Below are 18,129 nucleotides of genomic sequence, written 5' to 3'. Positions count from 1 at the left end.
TGCAGACCCGTACCGGCGGAGCGGAACCGGTGAGCGGCGCGGTCGACGCCCGCTCCCTGGCCGTCGTCATCTTCCTCGGCTTCGTCGCCGTGTCCCTGCTGCTGTGCGGACTCGCCGCAGCCGACCAGGACGATCCCGAGCACTTCTACGCGGGCGGCGCCGCCCTCGGTCCCGTCGGCGCCGGACTGGCGATCGCCGGGGACTACGTCTCCGCCGCCACGCTGCTCTCCACCACCGGCTCCGTCGCGCTGGCCGGCTTCGACGGCCTGCTGTTCGCCCTGGCGACGGTCGCCTCGCTGGCCCTCGTGATGCGCCTCTTCGCCGAACGCCTGCGCCGCAGAGGCGTGTTCACCCTCGGCGACTTCCTCGCCAACCGTCTCGGCGACCAATCCGTACGCCGTGCGCTGGGCGTGGCCACCCTCGTCGTGCTGGCCCCGCTGCTGCTCGTGCAGCTCACCACCGCAGGGCGCGTCATGTCCGCCATGTTCGGGCTGCCCGACGGCGCGCTCACCGGCTGCACCGTGGCAAGCGGCGCGCTGATGGTCTGCTACTCGGCGTTCGGCGGGATGCGGGGCACCGGCTACATCCAGATCCTCAAGGTGGCCGTCGTCCTGGGCGCGGTCACCCTGCTCGCCGGACTCGTCCTCGCACGCTTCGACTGGTCCCCGTTCGCCCTCTTCGACGCCGCCCGGGCAGGCAGCGGGGCGGGCGTCGACTACGCGCGCCCCGGGATGCAGTTCGGCCACGGACTCGCCGGCGGGCTCGACCTCATCGGTTTCCAGATCACCCTCCTGCTCGGTGCCGCCTGCATGCCGCACATCATGATGCGGCTCCATCCGATCCGTGACGCCCGGACCGCCCGCCGGGCCGGTGTCTGGGCCGTGGGCCCCGTCGCCCTGCTGTGCGTCGGCATCGTCATCGTCGGACTCGGCGCCTCCGCCCTGGTGGGCCGGGAGCAGCTGCGGGCGGCCGACCCGGCGGGCGGCACCGCCCTGCTGATGGTGACGAGCGCCCTGGACCCCGGTGCGGCCGGGCCACGGGACAGCCCCCTGTTCGCGCTCGTGGCGTGCGCCGCGTTCGCCACCACGCTGGCCGCGGTCGCCGGAATCACCCTGGCCGCCGCCTCCTCCCTGGCCCGCGACTTCGCGGTTAAGCCGGGCGCGCAGGGCGAGGGAAGGGCGTCCGGCGGAGAGATCCGGCGAGCCCGCTGGGCCGTCGCCGGGATCGGCGCGCTCGCCGTCCTCCTCTCGGCGTACACGCACGACCGCAACCCCCAGGTGCTGCTCTCCCTCTCGTTCGCGGCCGCGGCATCGGTCCTGCCGCCCGTCCTGCTGTACGCCGTCCTCCGGCCGGGCTTCAACGCCCGCGGGGTGCGGTGGACCGTCTACGGCACGCTCCCGCTGATCGGCGCCCTGATGGTCCTGTCACCGGCCTTCTCCGGCACACCCGTCGCGCTCTTCCCGGAGTGGGACTTCGATGTGTTCCCGCTCCAGACCCCGGGCCTGGTCACCGTCCCGGCGGGATTCCTCCTCGGGCTGCTGGGGTCGGGCCGGGTCCCCGGCGCGGCGCCGGACGCACGGCACCGGGCCCTCTCGGTGCCACCGCGCGCCCGCGACGGCGGCTGAGCGGCCCGCCACGGGCGCGGCGCCCATGACCTGCCCTCCGTCACGAGGCGCGGCGGGCCCGCCCTACAGACCCAGCTCGGCCGTGTGCAGCCGGGCCAGTGCGTCCTTGTCGCCGTCCAGCTCCACCCGCGCCGCGTCCTGCCGCCCCGCGGCGAACAGCAGCAGCTCACCCGGCTCCCCGGTCACCGTCACCACCGGGGCGCCCTTGTGAGCCACCGCCGTCTGGCCGTCCGGACGCCTCAGTACCAGTCCCACCGGGGCCCGGCGGCCCAGCATCCGGGCCGTCTTCTCGGTGCGCGCCCACAGGACGTCGGCGAAGACCGGATCCAGGTCCCGCTGCGACCAGTCGGGCTGGGCCCGGCGCACATCCTCCGCGTGGATGTAGAACTCGACGGTGTTGGCCGCCTCGTCCAGCTGCTTCAGCCCGAAGGGTGACATCCGGGGCGGGCCCGTACGGATGAGCTGGATCAGTTCCTCGTACGGTCTGGCGGCGAACTCCGCCTGGACCCGCTCCAGCCGGTTCTTCAGGGCGCCCAGCAGAATCCCGCCCGCGGCGTCCGCACGGCGTTCACGCACCACGACATGGGCGGCCAGATCACGGGTCTTCCAGCCGTTGCACAGGGTCTGAGCCTCGGGACCCGCCGCTTCCAACAGGTCGGCGAGCAGAAGACGTTCACGCTTCGCATGGGTCGACATGCCCGCCAGCGTACGACCGCCACCCGCCGTCCGCCCAGTGGACGCACGGGCGGGCCGCCCCACCCGGCGCGGCACAATGGGGCCCATGACCAGCACGCCCGGCCCCACGCCCGTCAGCAACCTCGACCCGGCCGTCGCCGCCCGCCTCAAGCGCGGCCCCGACGGGCTGGTCCCGGCCATCGCCCAGCAGTACGACACAGGTGAGGTGCTCATGCTCGGCTGGATGGACGACGAGGCGCTGCACCGCACCCTCACCACGGGCCGCTGCACCTACTGGTCCCGCAGCCGCCAGGAGTACTGGGTCAAGGGCGACACCTCCGGCCACGTCCAGGAGGTCAGGTCGGTCGCGCTGGACTGCGACGCCGACACCGTCCTGGTGAAGGTCGACCAGACCGGTGCCGCCTGCCACACCGGCGACCGCACCTGCTTCGACAAGGACGTCCTCCCGCTCACCGCGCCCCGATAAGGTCAGCCGCCATGGATCTCGAGACCTTCCGCAAGCTCGCCGTCGACCGGCGTGTCATCCCCGTCAGCCGCCGGCTCCTCGCGGACGGCGACACCCCGGTCGGGCTCTACCGCAAGCTCGCGGCCGAACGCACCGGCACGTTCCTCCTCGAATCCGCGGAGAACGGCCGCACCTGGTCCCGCTACTCCTTCATCGGGGTACGCAGCGCCGCCACCCTGACCTCCCTCGACGGACAGGCCCACTGGCTCGGCACCCCACCCGTCGGCGTCCCCCTCGGCGGCGACCCGCTCCAGGCGCTGCGAGCCACCGTCGAGACCCTGCACACCCCCCGTGACCTGGTCGGGGACGACGGCCTGCCGCCGTTCACCGGCGGCATGGTCGGCTACCTCGGCTACGACGTCGTACGCCGCCTGGAGCGGATCACCGAGCACGGCGGCGACGACCTGAGGCTCCCCGAGCTCACGATGCTGCTCACCTCCGACCTCGCCGTGCTCGACCACGGGGACGGCACCGTCCTGCTGATCGCCAACGCGATCAACCACAACGACCTGGACACCGGGGTCGACGAGGCGTACGAGGACGCGGTCGCCCGGCTCGACGCCATGGAACGCGACCTGTCCCGGCCCGTGGAGAACACCCCCGCCGCACTGCCGCCCTCGGAACTCCCGCCCTACACGGCACTGTGGGGCGGCCAGGCGTTCATGGACGCCGTCGAGGACGTCAAGGAGCGCATCCGCGCCGGCGAGGCCTTCCAGGTCGTCCCCTCCCAGCGCTTCGAGACACCCTGCACGGCGAGCGCGCTGGACGTCTACCGGGTCCTGCGGGCCACCAACCCGTCGCCGTACATGTACCTCTTCCGCTTCGACGGCTTCGACGTCGTCGGCTCCAGCCCCGAGGCGCTCGTCAAGGTCGAGGACGGCCGGGCGATGGTCCACCCGATCGCCGGGACCAGGCACCGCGGCACCACACCGCAGGAGGACCAGGCCCTCGCCGACGAACTCCTCGCCGACCCCAAGGAACGCGCCGAGCACCTCATGCTCGTCGACCTCGGCCGCAACGACCTGGGGCGGGTCTGCGAACCCGGCAGCGTCGAGGTCGTCGACTTCATGTCGGTCGAGCGGTACTCGCACGTGATGCACATCGTGTCCACCGTCACCGGCCGCGTCGCCGAGGGCCGCAGCGCCTTCGACGTCCTCACCGCGTGCTTCCCCGCCGGCACCCTCTCCGGCGCCCCCAAGCCACGCGCCCTGCAGATCATCGAGGAGCTCGAACCCACCCGCCGGGGCCTGTACGGCGGCTGCGTCGGCTACCTCGACTTCGCCGGGGACTCCGACACCGCCATCGCGATCCGGACCGCCCTGCTCCGGGACGGCACCGCGTACGTCCAGGCCGGCGCGGGCATCGTCGCGGACTCCGACCCGGTCGCCGAGGACACGGAGTGCCGCAACAAGGCCGCCGCGGTCCTGCGCGCCGTACACACGGCGAACCGGCTCACGGCCGGCTGAGACCGACCCGTTCGTCGGCCGGTCCGAGCCGGTAGGGGATAGTGGAGTACGTGAGTGCTGTCCCCGTACCCCAGCCCCGTGCCCGAGCCGCCTCCGCGCCCGACAGCGCGGGAAGCCGCCGGAGCCTGGGCGCCGGCCTGCTCCTCGGCGCGGCCGGCGCCACCGTCGTCCTCCTCGCCTCGGGGCAGACCTGGGCCGAGGGCGAGGCGGCCGTCGGCGGCGGCACCCTGCCGCTCAGCGCCGACGGCCAGGACGTCACCGGCCTCCCGGCGGCCCTCGCCGTCGTCGGCCTGGCCGCCCTCGTCGCCGTCTTCGCCGTCCGAGGCGCAGGCCGGGCCGTCGTCGCCGGCCTGCTGGCCCTCAGCGGCCTCGGCGCGGGACTGAGCGCCTGGGCCGGTGCCTCGGACCGCTCGGCCCTGGACGAGCAGGCCGCGCAGACCACCGGCAACACCGCGGCCACCGTCGACGCCCTCAGCCACACCGCCTGGCCCTACGTCACCGCGGCCGGCGGTCTGCTGATCCTGCTCGCCGGAGTCCTGGCCCTGCGCTACGGCAGCCGCTGGCCCGCCATGTCGGGACGCTACGAACGCGACGGCACCCCCCGCCCCCGCAAGGCCGCCCGCACCGCCCCGGACCCCGACCGGCCCGAGGAACTGTGGAAGGCCCTGGACCGCGGCGAGGACCCGACGCGCGAGGCGTGACCCCCGCGCTCACGTCCTGCCCGCCGGTGCGGGACAATGGCGGAGAGCTTTCTGTAACAGCGACACCTTCGCGCAACACCAACGAGGAGCAACTCATGGCGGGCAGCAGCCACGGACACACCCCGGCCGCCTGGACCGGTGTCATCATCTCGTTCATCGGCTTCTGCATCGCGGGCCTCTTCATGGTCGCGGCGAACACGCTCGGCTTCTGGGCCGGTATCGCCGTGGTCGTCCTCGGCGGTGTCGTCGGCTTCGCCATGAAGATGGCCGGCCTGGGCATGCCGAAGGAGTCCGCCGAGATGGAGGCCGCCAGGGCGCGTGCCTCACAGGCCCAGGTCGCGGCCTGAGCCCTTCCGGCAGCCGCCGGTTCCACGACACGACGCGAGGCGCAGCCCGGACCGGGCTGCGCCTTTCCGCGTGAGCGGGGACAATCGGCCCGTGGACGCCTCACCCTCTCCCGCCGCCGCCCCCGAGCCGGCCCCCGTACCCGCCCCCGGGTACGCACCCGCCCCCGGGCCCATGCCCCCGCCCGCCCCGGTCCCCCTGTTCCGGCGGCTCGCCGGTCCCCTCGGGGTGATGGCAGCCGTCGCCGGGGCCTTCGCCTACGTGGCCACGGTCGACCCCAACGAACCCGGGCACTACCCGGTCTGCCCCATGCTCCGGTTCACCGGAGTGCTCTGCCCCGGCTGCGGCGGGCTGCGCAGCGCCCATGCCTTCGCCCACGGCGACCTCGCCACGGCCCTCGGCGCCAACGCCCTGGCCGTCATCGGCTACGGCGTCCTCGCCGTGGTCTGGCTGCTCTGGGTGGTCCGCGTGAGCCGGGGCCGGACGTTGCGGATCGGTATCGCACCCGCCTACTGGTGGGGGATCGGCGCGGTGCTGCTGGTGTTCTCGGTGGTCAGGAACCTGCCCTTCGGCTCCGCGCTGGCGCCGTGAATGACCAGGTAGTGGGACGTGAGAGCGCCGGATGCGGGCCCTGAGCCCTCCTGCGGATACCATCGAGATGGCTGATCCTGTACCCATCACCGCTTCGAAAGGGGGCCGCTCGCGTGAGTGTGCTCGACGAGATCATCGACGGCGTACGAGCCGACCTCGCGGAGCGGCAGGCGCGTGTCAGCCTCGACGAGCTCAAGGAACGCGCCGAGCGCGCTCCCCGGGCCAAGGACGGAGTCGCCGCCCTGCGGGGCGAGGGCGTCACCGTCATCTGCGAGGTCAAGCGCTCCAGCCCCTCCAAGGGGGCCCTGGCCGCCATCGCCGACCCGGCCGCGCTCGCCGCGGACTACGAGGCCGGCGGGGCATCCGTCATCTCGGTCCTCACCGAGGAGCGCCGCTTCGGCGGCTCGCTCGCCGACCTGGAGGCCGTCCGCGCCAAGGTCGACATCCCGGTCCTGCGCAAGGACTTCATCGTCACCTCGTACCAGCTGTGGGAGGCACGGGCCCACGGCGCCGACCTCGTCCTGCTGATCGTCGCCGCCCTCGACCAGGAGGCCCTGGTCTCGCTGATCGAGCGGGCCGAGTCGATCGGCCTGACGCCGCTCGTCGAGGCGCACGACGAGGAGGAGGCGGAGCGCGCCGTGGACGCCGGGGCGAAGATCATCGGTGTCAACGCGCGTAACCTCAAGGACCTCAAGGTCGACCGTTCCACCTTCGATCGCGTGGCCCCCGAGATCCCCGACCACATCGTCAAGGTCGCCGAGTCCGGCGTCCGCGGCCCGCACGACCTCATCGCCTACGCCAACGCGGGCGCGGACGCGGTGCTCGTCGGCGAGTCCCTGGTCACCGGCCGCGACCCCCGGGCCGCCGTCGCCGACCTGGTCGCCGCCGGCGCCCACCCCGCCCTCCGGCACGGACGGAGCTGACCCCACCCGTGCCCGCCGACCGTCCCGCCGCCCCCACCAGGCCGGGCCTGCGCCCCGCCGCGGCGAGTGCCCGGGACCCGCACGCGCCGTCGGCGCGCGGCTGCCGCCCACCCGTCTCCCTCCGCCACCCTCAGCCGAGGCGCTGCGCGCCGCCCTTCTGGCACCGCGGCTGTCGCGCCCCCGCCCGGCGTGTGCACGGCCGGCGCGTGCGGTACGTGATCGGCGACGAGCCCGGACAGGTCAACGGCATGCGATGGCCCACGGGGTCCGCGCCGTAGCGAGCCCCGGCCGTCGCCCCCGTCGTACAAGGGGATCCGCACGTCCCACCGCACCGACCACCCCGGCCGGCGCGGCGCTCCGCTCACGGCGCATACGGTGACATCACCCGTTGCGATTCAAGGAGCACGTCGCATGTCGTCCGACTTCTTCATCCCGGACCCCGAGGGTCTGATCCCCAGCGCCGAGGGCTACTTCGGCGCCTTCGGCGGCAAGTTCATCCCGGAGGCGCTGGTCGCCGCCGTGGACGAGGTCGCCGTCGAGTACGACAAGGCCAAGGCGGACCCTGCCTTCGCCGCCGAACTCAACGCGCTCATGGTCGACTACACCGGCCGGCCCAGCGCGCTGACCGAGGTCTCGCGCTTCGCCGGGCACGCCGGGGGCGCCCGCGTCTTCCTGAAGCGCGAGGACCTCAACCACACCGGCTCGCACAAGATCAACAACGTGCTCGGCCAGGCCCTCCTCACCAAGCGCATGGGCAAGACCCGCATCATCGCCGAGACGGGAGCCGGCCAGCACGGCGTCGCCACCGCGACCGCCTGCGCCCTCTTCGGCCTCGAGTGCACCATCTACATGGGCGAGATCGACACCGAGCGGCAGGCGCTGAACGTCGCGCGGATGCGGATGCTCGGCGCCGAGGTCGTCGCCGTGAAGTCCGGTTCGAGGACCCTCAAGGACGCCATCAACGAGGCCTTCCGCGACTGGGTCGCCAACGTGGACCGCACCCACTACCTCTTCGGCACGGTCGCCGGACCGCACCCGTTCCCGGCCATGGTCCGCGACTTCCACCGTGTCATCGGAGTCGAGGCCCGCCGCCAGATCCTGGAGCGGACCGGCCGGCTCCCGGACGCCGCGGTCGCCTGCGTCGGCGGCGGCTCCAACGCCATCGGCCTCTTCCACGCCTTCATCCCCGACGCCGGCGTCCGGCTGATCGGCTGCGAACCCGCCGGACACGGCGTGGAGACGGGCGAGCACGCGGCGACCCTGACCGCGGGCGAGCCCGGAATCCTGCACGGCTCGCGCAGCTACGTCCTCCAGGACGACGAGGGCCAGATCACCGAGCCGTACTCGATCTCGGCCGGGCTCGACTACCCGGGCATCGGCCCGGAACACGCCTACCTCAAGGACGTCGGCCGTGGCGAGTACCGCGCGGTCACCGACGACGACGCCATGCAGGCCCTGCGCCTCCTCTCCCGCACCGAGGGGATCATCCCGGCCATCGAGAGCGCGCACGCCCTCGCCGGGGCCCTGGAGGTCGGGCGGGAGCTCGGCGAGGAGGGTCTGATCCTGATCAACCTGTCCGGCCGCGGCGACAAGGACATGGACACGGCAGCCCGGTACTTCGGGCTGTACGACGGTGCCGACGCGGTCGTCGAGGCCGATGTGGCCGACGGAGAGGTGGAGGTCACCAAGTGAGCGGCAACCGAGGACTCCTCGAATCCACGCTGGCCGAGGCGGCGTCCGAGAACCGGGCGGCGCTCATCGCCTACCTGCCCGGTGGCTTCCCGACCGTCGACGGCGGCATCGAGGCGGTCAAGGCGGCCGTCGCGGGCGGCGCCGACGTCATCGAGGTGGGGCTCCCGCACAGCGACCCGGTGCTCGACGGGCCGGTCATCCAGACCGCCGACGACATCGCGCTGCGCGGCGGACTCAAGATCGCCGACATCATGCGGACGGTCCGCGAGACGCACGAGGCGACGGGCGCGCCGATCCTCGTCATGACGTACTGGAACCCGGTAGACCGGTACGGCGTGGAGCGCTTCACCGCCGAGCTCGCCGAGGCCGGCGGAGCCGGGTGCATCCTGCCCGACCTGCCCGTCCAGGAGTCGGCGCTGTGGAGGGAACACGCCGACAAGCACGGTCTCGCCACCGTCTTCGTCGTCGCCCCGAGCAGCAAGGACGCACGCCTCGCCACCATCACGGCCGCCGGCTCGGGCTTCGTCTACGCCGCCTCGCTGATGGGCGTCACCGGCACCCGCGAATCGGTCGGCCAGCAGGCCCAGGACCTGGTGCGGCGCACCCGCGCCACCACCGACCTGCCCGTCTGCGTGGGCATCGGCGTCTCCACGGCCGAGCACGCCCAGCAGGTCGCGGGCTTCGCCGACGGAGTGATCGTCGGCTCGGCCTTCGTCAAGCGGATGCTGGACGCCCCGGACGAGGCCGCCGGCCTCGCCGCCGTCCGCGCGCTGGCGGCCGAACTGGCCCTGGGCGTTCGAAAGCGCTGACAGCGGACGTCATCCGTAAGGGTGGACCTGGGACCGGGGAGGCGCTCACGTGCCTCCCCGGTTCGTTTGCGCGGTGTGAGCGAGAAGAACCGAGACCGAAGCAGAGCCGCACGTGACCGGCTAGTCCAGCAGCGTGAGCAGGACCGGGCGCGGGAGCGCCGCCGCCGCACGCTGATCGTCACGACCGCCGTGGTGGGGGTGCTGGCGCTGGCGGCCGTGATCGGCGTGATCGCCGCCAACGCCGGGAAGAACGGCAAGGACAGCGAGGCCGGGCCCGCCGTCACCCCGTCCGGGGCGATGGGGGAGGACGGACTCACCCTCCAGGTCGGGGCGGACGACGCGCCGTCCACGCTCACGATCTGGGAGGACTTCCGCTGCCCCGTCTGCGCCCAGTTCGAGAACGCCTTCCGCGACACGATCACGGAGCTCGCGGACAGCGGTCAGCTCAAGGTGCAGTACCACCTGGCCACGATCATCGACGGCAACGTCGGCGGCACCGGGTCGGTGCGCGCGGCCAACGCCGCCGCCTGTGCCCAGGACGACGGCAAGTTCGCCCCCTACCACGACGTCCTCTTCCGCAACCAGCCCGCGGAGACCGACGACGCCTTCGGCGAGAACAGCAAGCTGATCGAGCTGGCCGGCGGCGTGAAGGGCCTGGACACCCCCGCCTTCCGCAGCTGTGTGGAGGACGGCACGCACGACAGCTGGGTCGCGAAGTCCAACAAGGCGTTCGCCGAGGGCGGGTTCGAGGGCACGCCGGCGGCCCTGCTCAACGGCGAGTCGGTGTTCCCGAAGAAGGGGGACGAGCAGATCTCCGTGGCCAACCTCAAGAAGTGGGTGGCCGAGGCCAACAAGGGCAAGAAGCCCGGCACGGTCAAAGCGACACCCTCCCCCTGAGGACGCTCCGCCGCACCCCGTTACCCAGAAGTTGCCGGACGGCTTGCCGCGCGTCCCGTCCGGCAGGGTAGCGTCGACCCCGTCATGAACCTTGCCTTCATTCCCAGCCCGTCGACCGGCGTGATCGAGCTCGGCCCGATCCCGCTCCGCGGCTACGCGTTCTGCATCATCATCGGTGTCTTCGTCGCCGTCTGGTTCGGCAACAAGCGCTGGATCGCCAGAGGCGGCAAAGCCGGCACCGTCGCCGACATCGCCGTCTGGGCCGTGCCCTTCGGCCTGGTCGGCGGCAGGCTCTACCACGTCATCACCGACTACCAGCTGTACTTCAGCGACGGTCAGGACTGGGTGGACGCCTTCAAGATCTGGGAGGGCGGCCTCGGTATCTGGGGTGCGGTCGCGCTCGGCGCGGTCGGTGCCTGGATCGGCTGCCGCCGACGTGGCATCCCGCTCCCGGCCTGGGCCGACGCCCTGGCCCCCGGTCTCGCCTTCGCCCAGGCGATCGGCCGTTGGGGCAACTGGTTCAACCAGGAGCTCTACGGCAAGCCGACGGAGGTCCCCTGGGCACTGGAGATCAGTGAGGGGACGAACCGGGTCGCGGGCACCTACCACCCGACGTTCCTCTACGAGTCCCTGTGGTGCGTCGGCGCCGCGCTCCTCGTCATCTGGGCCGACCGGCGCTTCAAGCTCGGACACGGCCGGGCCTTCGCGCTGTACGTCGCCGCGTACTGCGCGGGCCGCGGATGGATCGAGTACATGCGCGTCGACGAGGCACACCACGTGCTGGGCCTCCGCCTCAACGTGTGGACCGCGATCATCGTGTTCGTGCTCGCGGTGACCTACATCGTGATCTCCGCGAAGATCCGCCCGGGCCGCGAGGAGATCGTCGAGCCCGACCTCTCGGGGGACGCCGCCGAGGTGGCCCCCTCCGAAGGCACCACCGAGGACGACGCCGTGTCAAAGGACCCGTCCTCCGACCACGACCCGGACGCCCCCGCGTCCGGCGCCGAGGAGACCGAGGGCGACGGCGCGCCCCCGCAGAAGGCCGACCGGAGCTGACGCCCACGACGACCGGAGGGGCCGCCGGACCACACAGGTCCGGCGGCCCCTCCGTGCGTCCCCGGAATCCGGCCGCGGTCGGTGACCCGGGACGGCCCGGGCCGCCCTGCGCCGGGCGCCGGGCTCCGGGCCCCGGATCAGCGCCGTCGCGCCAGGGCGAGCACGCGCTCCGCGGTCGCCACCACCGCCGCGTCGACGAACCTCCCGTCCGGCAGGGCCTGCGCCCCCGCCTCGGTCCGGGACGCCTCCAGGATCTGCTCCGCCGCCTCGACCTCGCATGACGTCGGCCGGAACGCCCGCTCGATCACCGGAAGCTGCCGGGGGTGGATGGCCGCCCGGCCGAGCAGGCCGAGATCCCTCCCGTGCGCGCACGACGAACGCAGACCGGACAGATCCCGGACATCGGGATACACCGACATCACGGGCGGATCGAGCCCGGCCGCACGGGCGGCGATCACCACACGGCTGCGCGGCCAGTCGAGACCGGCGTCGTCCCGCACCCCCAGATCCGCGCGGAGATCCGCCTCGCCCAGCGCGACACCCCGTACGTCGTGATGCGACCCGGCGATCGAGTACGCGTGCTCGATCGCCAGCGCCGACTCCAGCAGCGGATACAGCGGCACACCGGGCGCCAGAGCCGCGACGTGCTGCACGGACGCCGCATGGGTGATCTTGGGGAGCCGTATCCCGGACAGACCGGGCAGCCCCGCCAGCGCCTTCACATCGTCCTCGCCGTGGACCCGGACGTGGACCGGAACCGCCCTCGCGTCCACCGTGACCTGCTCCGAGAGGAGCTCCGCCGTCGCCGTCCGCGCGTACTCCTTCCGGGCCGGGGCGACCGCGTCCTCCAGATCGACGATCACCACGTCCGCACCGGAGCCGAGCGCCTTGCGGACCACCCCGGGCCGGTCCCCGGGAACGTACAGCCAGGTCAGCGCCACCGCCGGGCTGCTCACAGCGCCCCCTCCTCCCGCAACGCCGAGATCGCCGGCGCGGAGAGCCCGAGCTCCGCGAGGATCTCCTCCGTGTCCGCTCCGTGCGGCCGGCCGGCCCAGCGGATCGCCCCCGGCGTCTCCGAGAGCCGGAACAGCACGTTCTGCATCCGCAGCGGTCCCAGTTCGGGGTCGTCGACCTCGGTGATCGTGCCCAGCGCCCGGTACTGGGGATCCTCCATCACATCCCGTACGTCGTGGATGGGGGCGATCGCCGCCTCGGCCTTCTCGAACGCGTCCACCGCCTCGTCCCTGGTGCGCCGGGCGATCCAGTGCCCCACCGCCTCGTCGAGTTCGTCCGCGTGCTCTGCGCGCGTGCTCCCCGCGGAGAACCACGGCTCCTCGATCAACTCCGGGCGCCCCACCAGACGCATCACGCGCTCCGCGACCGACTGGGCGGAGGTGGAGACCGCGACCCAGTGGCCGTCGGCTGTGCGGTAGGTGTTGCGCGGGGCGTTGTTCCGGGAGCGGTTGCCGGTCCGCGGCTGGACGTAGCCGAGCTGGTCGTACCAGAGCGGCTGCGGCCCCAGCACGGTCAGGATCGGCTCGATGATCGCCATGTCCACCACCTGACCGGCCCCGGTGCGGTCACGTCCGGCCAGCGCCGTCATCACCGCGTACGCCGTGGTGAGCGCCGCGATCGAATCGGCGAGCCCGAACGGCGGCAGCGTCGGCGGCCCGTCCGGCTCCCCGGTGACGGCGGCGAAGCCGCTCATCGCCTCCGCGAGCGTGCCGAAGCCCGGCCGGTGGGCGTACGGGCCCGTCTGCCCGAAGCCCGTGACCCTGGCCAGCACCAGCCGCGGGTTGACCGCACGCAGCTCCTCCCAGCCCAGCCCCCAGCGTTCCAGGGTGCCCGGCCGGAAGTTCTCGACGACCACGTCGGTGTCCGCCGCCAGCCGCAGCAGCACATCACGGCCGCCCGGGGCGGACAGGTCGAGGGTCAGCGTGCGCTTGTTGCGGCCGAGCAGCTTCCACCACAGGCCGATCCCGTCCTTCGCGGGGCCGTGCCCCCGCGAAGGATCGGGTTTCCGAGGGTGCTCGACCTTGATGACCTCGGCCCCGAAATCGCCGAGCAGGGTGGCCGCGAGGGGCCCGGCGAAGAGCGTGGCGAGGTCCAGGACCCGCAGGCCGGCGAGCGGCGGTGTCGTGGCTGTCCCAGGAGCGGTCATGCCGCATCGATCTCGCTTCGGTAGGGCATCGACGTCGACGCTCCGGGTTTCTGCACACAGAGCGCCGCGGCCGATGACGCCCAGGCGACCGCCTCGGCGACGGACCGGCCCTCGCCGAGTGCCACGGCGAGGGCGCCCACGAAGGTGTCCCCGGCGCCGGTCGTGTCGACCGCCAGGACCTCGGGTGCCGCGAAGAGGACCGGCTCGGTGTCCCGGGCCGCGTAGAGGCAGCCCTTCCGGCCGAGCGTGATCACGACCTCGGGGACCTGCCGGAGCAGGATCGCCGACGCGGCGTGCGGATCCTCGTAGCCGGTGAGAGCGGCCGCCTCGTGCTCGTTGGGGATCAGCAGGTCGACGGCGTCCAGGAGGCCGGAGGGCAGCAGCTGCACGGGGGAGGGGGTGAGAATCGTCCTCACCCCGTGGGCCCTCGCGGTCCGCGCCGCCTCGGTCACGGCGGCCAGCGGCAGTTCCAGCTGCAGGAGCAGCAGCCCGGCCGCCGCGACCGCCGCCTTCTCGCCCGGCCCCAGCGTGGTCACCGTGCCGTTCGCGCCGGGGATCACCACGATCGCGTTCGACCCCTCGTCGTCGACGACGATGTGGGCGGTGCCGCTGGGTCCCGCGACGGTGTGCAGCAGATCCGTGTCCACGCCGGCGTGCTCCAGGTTCGTCCGGAGCGCCGAACCGTACTCGTCGGTCCCGACCGCGCCGATCATCACCACGTCGCCCCCGGCGCGGGCCGCGGCGACCGCCTGGTTGGCCCCCTTGCCGCCGGGGACGGTCCGGAACTCGCGTCCGGTCACGGTCTCCCCGCGACCGGGTGCCCGGGGGACGTAGGCGACCAGGTCCATGTTGGTGCTGCCGAGCACCGCGATCGCTGTCATGGGCGGCGTACCTCCTGATAGGTCAGTTCCGCGAGGGTGTCGAAGCCGATGGAGCCGAAGCCGGGTACGGAGGTGGCCAGGCGGTTCTTGAGCGGGGCCGTCCAGTGGCCGGGCAGTGCGGCGGCCCGCCCGGCCAGCAGCCCGGCGAGCGAGCCCGCCGTAGCGCCGTTGGAGTCGGTGTCCCAGCCGCCGGACACCGCGCAGCCGATGGAGCGGCCGAAGTCCCCGTCCGCGTGGGTGAGGGCCGCGGCGAGCAGTGCCGCGTTGGGCAGGACGTGCACCCAGTGGTGGGTGGATCCGTAGGTGTCGTGGAGATGGTCGACGACGGTGTCGAAGTCCTGTTCGGCGTGCGCCGCCCGGATGCCGAGCCGGACCGCGTGCGCGTACCTGGACCGGGGCGGCACCACACGGAGCCCGGCGGCCAGACAGCCGTGCACATCCGTCTCGCCGCCCGCGGCCTCGGCGAGGGCGGCGGCGGTGAACATCGCCCCGTACACCCCGTTGGCCGTGTGGGTGAGGACCGCGTCGCGGTGGGCCTGCTCCGCCGCGGCCCCCGGGTCGCCGGGGTGGGTCCAGCCGTGCACGTCGGCCCGGATCTGGGCGCCGATCCACTCCCGGAACGGGTTGCGGTGACGTGCGGTGTCCGGCGGTTCGATGCCGTCGAGCAGATTGCGGTACGCGATGCGCTCCGCGGTGAAGAGCCTTCCCGCGGGCAGCTCGTCGAGCCACAGCCGGGCGAGGTCGGACGTGCTGAACCCGCGTCCGTGTCTCTGCAGCAACAGCACGGTCAGCAAGGGGTGGTTGAGGTCGTCGTCCTCCGGCATCCCGTCGATGTTCTCGGCGAGGGAGGTGGGCGCCGAGCGCCGGTTCCACGGGTGGGCGGCGGCCAGTTCGGCGGGCAGCCCCCGCGCGGTGAACCAGGTGGTGAGCGGCCAGTTGCCGGTGGCCCGGGCCAGGGCGCGGATGCCGTCCAGCGGCAGCTTCTCCACCGGTTTGCCCAGCAGGCAGCCGGCGGCACGGCCCAGCCAGGCCGCGTGCAGCCGGTCGTGCCCGAGCGACACGGGACGGGTGCGCGGGGCGGGCCAGCGCGGACAGGCGGCCCGGATCCGGCCCAGGCCGGTCGGCTCGTCACCGGCCAACGGGGACTCCCGTGCGGCCAGTTCGTCCAGGAGCTGCTCGGCGAGCGCACGCAGCCCGCGTGGTGCGGCGGGCTCCGACGCACCCGCGCGCTCCGGGGCGGGGGCACCACCCGCCGCGTACCAGCGCCGGGCGACGTCCTCCGCGTCCCGGCCGTCCTGCGCGGCCTGACGCAGCTCATGGCCCACCAGGTCCTCCGGCTGGACCCAGGTCAGGCGTACGGTCACCGGCCGTCGCCCGCCAGTACGGCGAACGCCGCCTCGTGTGACCGGCGCCGTGCCGTGTCCCGTACGAAGATCTCGCGGGCGACCTCCGTCAGGGCCCGGGCCGGGGCGTGCAGGTCGAGGCGGCTGGCCTCGGCGACCGTCTTCACCCAGGCCCCGGGAATCGCCTGCTCGCCGTGGAGCGCGCCCGCGAGCGCACCGCTCATCGTGGCGATCGAGTCGCAGTCACGGCCGTAGTTGACCGAGCCGAGCACCGTGTGGTGGTAGTCGCCGCCGCCGACGAGGAGCATGCCCAGTGCGACCGGCAGCTCCTCGACGGAGTGCAGCCGGGAGGGCCGCCGCGCGCCCAGCGAAGGGTCGCGGTAGTGGGGACCGACCGTGTCGAAGGGGGCGACCGCCGCGCGCAGCGGCACCAGTGCTGACTCGAAGTCCGTGTGGCGGGAGGCCGCTTCGCACACCGACTCGATCGCCGACCGGGTGCCGTCCTTGGCCAGGGCAAGAGCGGCCTCGACGACGGAGACGGGGGTCGCCCCCGGGGCGCACGCGGCGGCGACGGCGGCGGCCAGGACCCCGGCCGCCTCCCGCCCGTACGAGGACTGGTGCGCACCCGCGACGTCCAGCGCCTCCGCGTACGCGGCCTCCGGATGGGCGGCGTTCACCAGACCGACCGGGGCCATGTACATCGCCGCCCCGCAGTTGACGATGTTCCCCGAACCCGCCTCACGCGGATCGGCGTGCCCGTAGTGCAGCCGCGTGACGATCCACTTCTCGGCCAGGAAGATCCGCTGCAGGGGGAGCGCCTCGGCCTCCAGCTCCGGGATCCAGCGGGGCCGTGACATCAGGTCCGGCACGAGGTGGTCGGCGACCGCGTACGCGTCGAGGTGGCCGCGCACCGTCTCGTACACCCGGATCAGCGCATGGGTCATCAAGGTGTCGTCGGTGACGTGTCCGTCACCCTTGTGGTACGGGGCGATGGGCCGTGCGGTGCGCCAGTCGTCGCCGTGCCAGGGCCCGACGACGCCGGTCACCCGGCCGCCGTGACGCTCCACGATCTGGGCGGGTGTCCAGCCCTCGACGGGACCGCCGAGCGCGTCTCCCACGGCCGCGCCGACGAGCGCTCCGGTGATGCGTTCATCCAGGGTGAGCGTCGTGGTGGTGGCCGTACCGACCGCGCGAGGCTCGGTTGCTTTGTGTGTCATGCCGGAATTGTCCACCCGGGGTGACCGGTTCCGTGGCTGCCAGCAGCCCGGCGAGTTCGATCAGGTCCGTGCCGGCGAGCCGGGGCAGCGCGCACCCGGCCAGTGTCCGGCAGGCCTCCCGCCAGCCCGCGGGCACGGACGCCGTCCCGCCCAGCGCCCCGGTCAGGGCTCCGGCGAGCGCGGGTGCCGAATCGGCGACCCGGGACAGGCAGGCGGCCGCGGGGACGGCCTGCGCGAAATCGCCCCGGGCCGCCGCCGTCAGGGCGAGGGCGACCGGCACGGTCTCGGCTGCGGCGATCCCGTAGCTGTAGACGTGGTCCACGATCTGATGCTCGAGTACGGGGACGAGCGCGAAGGCGCCCGCCGCCTCGTCGGCGAACTCCCGGGCCAGCCGCACGGCGTGGACGGCGTTGCGGGCGATCTCGGTCCCCTCGGGAAGCTGGTCGAGCGCGGCGTTCACCACCGTGCCGACGTCCGCGCCGGCGAGTGCCTCGGCGATCGCCGCGGCGACGGCCCGCGCGCCGTGCACGCCGTCCCCGTCCTGGGTGTACCGGGCGTCGAACTCGGCGAGCCCGGCCGCCGCCGCCGGGTCGCCGGGGTGCACGACCGCGAGCACGGCGGCCCGCACACAGGCCGCGTCGTCGAAGTAGTGCGGATTGTCGTGACCGGTCGCGGGCGGGCGCAGCCCGGCGGCCAGATTGCCCAGCCCGGCCCGCACGGAGATCCGGGCCCGGAGCGGAAGGACGGCCGACTCGACCTCGGGGGCCCGGGCGCTCGCGGCGGCGACCTTGGCCGCCAGCGCGTTCCACGACCGGTCGATCGCGTCCCGCATCCGGTGGCCGGGGGAGAGGCCCGGAGCGTGGTCCGCCGCGGCGGCCAGCACGGTCCTGGCGGCGAACGCGGCCCACTCGGCGTCGTCGGACGGGCCGAGCCGCAGCGGTTCCGGCGGCTGGTTGAGGGCGATGGGCACGGGCAGCGTCGTCGTCGCGTTCTGCTCCGCGAACGTGTCCAGCTCCCGGGTGAGCCGCCTCGTCCACTCCGGCATCCGGGCGGCCCGGTGCCTCGCTGCCGGCCACCCGGCGGCGTCACCGGCGGCCAGTCCGAGCAGCAGCCCCTCGATCCGGGCCTGCCGTCCCGGTGCGCCGGGCCCCTTCGCGCCGACCGCGGCCGCCGGTGCCGCGGTGATCCGGATCGCGACGTGCGGGGCGGACTCCGCCACCT

The 18,129-nt window shown here is 73.6% G+C and carries 19 protein-coding genes; 12 read left to right on the top strand and 7 right to left on the bottom strand.

Going from position 1 to position 18,129, the window contains the following annotated elements; all coding sequences use genetic code 11:
• Window positions 1-29 precede the first annotated feature (29 nt).
• Window positions 30-1,625: a cation acetate symporter gene (locus tag ABZ441_RS29440; RefSeq protein WP_358979683.1), complete on the top strand. Its 1,596-nt coding sequence runs from the start codon at window positions 30-32 to the stop codon at window positions 1,623-1,625.
• Between the two features lie 63 nt (window positions 1,626-1,688).
• Here ABZ441_RS29440 and ABZ441_RS29435 read toward each other — a convergent pair whose 3' ends face one another.
• Window positions 1,689-2,321, bottom strand: coding sequence for a TIGR03085 family metal-binding protein (locus ABZ441_RS29435; RefSeq protein WP_358979681.1), 633 nt, complete (start codon window positions 2,319-2,321; stop codon window positions 1,689-1,691).
• Window positions 2,322-2,406: 85 nt separating this feature from the next.
• On the opposite strand from ABZ441_RS29435, the gene hisI reads away from it, so the two are divergent.
• The 11 genes from hisI to lgt all read left to right on the top strand — a co-directional run bounded on the left by hisI (window position 2,407) and on the right by lgt (window position 11,306).
• Entirely contained in the window at window positions 2,407-2,787 is a 381-nt protein-coding gene (hisI, locus tag ABZ441_RS29430; protein WP_358979679.1) for a phosphoribosyl-AMP cyclohydrolase, read from the top strand.
• Between the two features lie 11 nt (window positions 2,788-2,798).
• Entirely contained in the window at window positions 2,799-4,292 is a 1,494-nt protein-coding gene (locus ABZ441_RS29425) for an anthranilate synthase component I (protein ID WP_358979677.1), read from the top strand.
• A 41-nt stretch (window positions 4,293-4,333) separates the two neighbouring features.
• Entirely contained in the window at window positions 4,334-4,993 is a 660-nt protein-coding gene (locus ABZ441_RS29420; protein ID WP_358979675.1) for a TIGR02234 family membrane protein, read from the top strand.
• A gap of 95 nt (window positions 4,994-5,088) precedes the next feature.
• Entirely contained in the window at window positions 5,089-5,340 is a 252-nt protein-coding gene (locus ABZ441_RS29415) for an HGxxPAAW family protein (protein WP_205019572.1), read from the top strand.
• Between the two features lie 91 nt (window positions 5,341-5,431).
• Entirely contained in the window at window positions 5,432-5,929 is a 498-nt protein-coding gene (locus ABZ441_RS29410; protein WP_358979672.1) for a DUF2752 domain-containing protein, read from the top strand.
• Window positions 5,930-6,042: 113 nt separating this feature from the next.
• Entirely contained in the window at window positions 6,043-6,852 is an 810-nt protein-coding gene (trpC, locus tag ABZ441_RS29405) for an indole-3-glycerol phosphate synthase TrpC (RefSeq protein WP_358979670.1), read from the top strand.
• Window positions 6,849-7,130: a tryptophan synthase subunit(beta) gene (locus ABZ441_RS29400; protein ID WP_358979728.1), complete on the top strand. Its 282-nt coding sequence runs from the start codon at window positions 6,849-6,851 to the stop codon at window positions 7,128-7,130. The genes trpC and ABZ441_RS29400 overlap by 4 nt, the downstream gene beginning before the upstream one ends.
• 133 nt (window positions 7,131-7,263) lie before the next feature.
• On the top strand, window positions 7,264-8,544 hold the full coding sequence (gene trpB / locus ABZ441_RS29395) for a tryptophan synthase subunit beta (RefSeq protein WP_358979668.1): 1,281 nt from the start codon (window positions 7,264-7,266) through the stop codon (window positions 8,542-8,544).
• A complete protein-coding gene (gene trpA / locus ABZ441_RS29390; protein ID WP_358979666.1) occupies window positions 8,541-9,353 on the top strand; it encodes a tryptophan synthase subunit alpha in 813 nt (270 codons plus the stop codon). The genes trpB and trpA overlap by 4 nt, the downstream gene beginning before the upstream one ends.
• 75 nt (window positions 9,354-9,428) lie before the next feature.
• Window positions 9,429-10,250 carry a thioredoxin domain-containing protein gene (locus tag ABZ441_RS29385; protein WP_358979664.1) on the top strand — a complete coding sequence of 274 codons (822 nt, stop codon included), beginning with the start codon at window positions 9,429-9,431 and terminating at the stop codon, window positions 10,248-10,250.
• A gap of 84 nt (window positions 10,251-10,334) precedes the next feature.
• A complete protein-coding gene (lgt, locus tag ABZ441_RS29380) occupies window positions 10,335-11,306 on the top strand; it encodes a prolipoprotein diacylglyceryl transferase (RefSeq protein WP_358979662.1) in 972 nt (323 codons plus the stop codon).
• Window positions 11,307-11,443: 137 nt separating this feature from the next.
• Here the strand turns inward: lgt and ABZ441_RS29375 are convergent, their stop codons facing one another.
• From ABZ441_RS29375 to ABZ441_RS29350, 6 genes are read right to left on the bottom strand one after another with little or no spacing between them, the layout of a single operon-like run.
• Window positions 11,444-12,262, bottom strand: a complete 819-nt coding sequence (locus ABZ441_RS29375; RefSeq protein ID WP_358979660.1) for a CoA ester lyase — start codon at window positions 12,260-12,262, stop codon at window positions 11,444-11,446.
• On the bottom strand, window positions 12,259-13,467 hold the full coding sequence (locus ABZ441_RS29370) for a CoA transferase (protein ID WP_358979658.1): 1,209 nt from the start codon (window positions 13,465-13,467) through the stop codon (window positions 12,259-12,261). The genes ABZ441_RS29375 and ABZ441_RS29370 overlap by 4 nt, the downstream gene beginning before the upstream one ends.
• Window positions 13,464-14,348 (bottom strand): ribokinase, encoded by an 885-nt coding sequence (gene rbsK, locus ABZ441_RS29365; RefSeq protein ID WP_358979656.1) that lies wholly within the window; start codon window positions 14,346-14,348, stop codon window positions 13,464-13,466. The genes ABZ441_RS29370 and rbsK overlap by 4 nt, the downstream gene beginning before the upstream one ends.
• On the bottom strand, window positions 14,345-15,712 hold the full coding sequence (locus ABZ441_RS29360) for an ADP-ribosylglycohydrolase family protein (RefSeq protein ID WP_358979654.1): 1,368 nt from the start codon (window positions 15,710-15,712) through the stop codon (window positions 14,345-14,347). The genes rbsK and ABZ441_RS29360 overlap by 4 nt, the downstream gene beginning before the upstream one ends.
• A complete protein-coding gene (locus ABZ441_RS29355; protein WP_358979652.1) occupies window positions 15,709-16,908 on the bottom strand; it encodes an ADP-ribosylglycohydrolase family protein in 1,200 nt (399 codons plus the stop codon). Before ABZ441_RS29355 ends, ABZ441_RS29360 begins: the two co-directional genes overlap by 4 nt.
• Window positions 16,841-18,100, bottom strand: a complete 1,260-nt coding sequence (locus ABZ441_RS29350) for an ADP-ribosylglycohydrolase family protein (protein ID WP_358979725.1) — start codon at window positions 18,098-18,100, stop codon at window positions 16,841-16,843. The genes ABZ441_RS29355 and ABZ441_RS29350 overlap by 68 nt, the downstream gene beginning before the upstream one ends.
• Window positions 18,101-18,129: the final 29 nt, after the last annotated feature.

The organism is Streptomyces sp. NPDC005752, assembly GCF_040630715.1.
GTDB lineage: Bacteria > Actinomycetota > Actinomycetes > Streptomycetales > Streptomycetaceae > Streptomyces.
This window is presented reverse-complemented; position numbering and strand designations above follow the sequence as displayed.

Coding starts and splice junctions, on each gene's coding strand:
- ABZ441_RS29435 (WP_358979681.1), bottom strand. CDS start 2,321: ATGTCGACCCATGCGAAGCGTGAACGTCTTCTGCTCGCCGACCTGTTG.
- hisI (WP_358979679.1), top strand. CDS start 2,407: ATGACCAGCACGCCCGGCCCCACGCCCGTCAGCAACCTCGACCCGGCC.
- ABZ441_RS29425 (WP_358979677.1), top strand. CDS start 2,799: ATGGATCTCGAGACCTTCCGCAAGCTCGCCGTCGACCGGCGTGTCATC.
- ABZ441_RS29415 (WP_205019572.1), top strand. CDS start 5,089: ATGGCGGGCAGCAGCCACGGACACACCCCGGCCGCCTGGACCGGTGTC.
- trpB (WP_358979668.1), top strand. CDS start 7,264: ATGTCGTCCGACTTCTTCATCCCGGACCCCGAGGGTCTGATCCCCAGC.
- lgt (WP_358979662.1), top strand. CDS start 10,335: ATGAACCTTGCCTTCATTCCCAGCCCGTCGACCGGCGTGATCGAGCTC.
- ABZ441_RS29370 (WP_358979658.1), bottom strand. CDS start 13,467: ATGACCGCTCCTGGGACAGCCACGACACCGCCGCTCGCCGGCCTGCGG.
- rbsK (WP_358979656.1), bottom strand. CDS start 14,348: ATGACAGCGATCGCGGTGCTCGGCAGCACCAACATGGACCTGGTCGCC.
- ABZ441_RS29355 (WP_358979652.1), bottom strand. CDS start 16,908: ATGACACACAAAGCAACCGAGCCTCGCGCGGTCGGTACGGCCACCACC.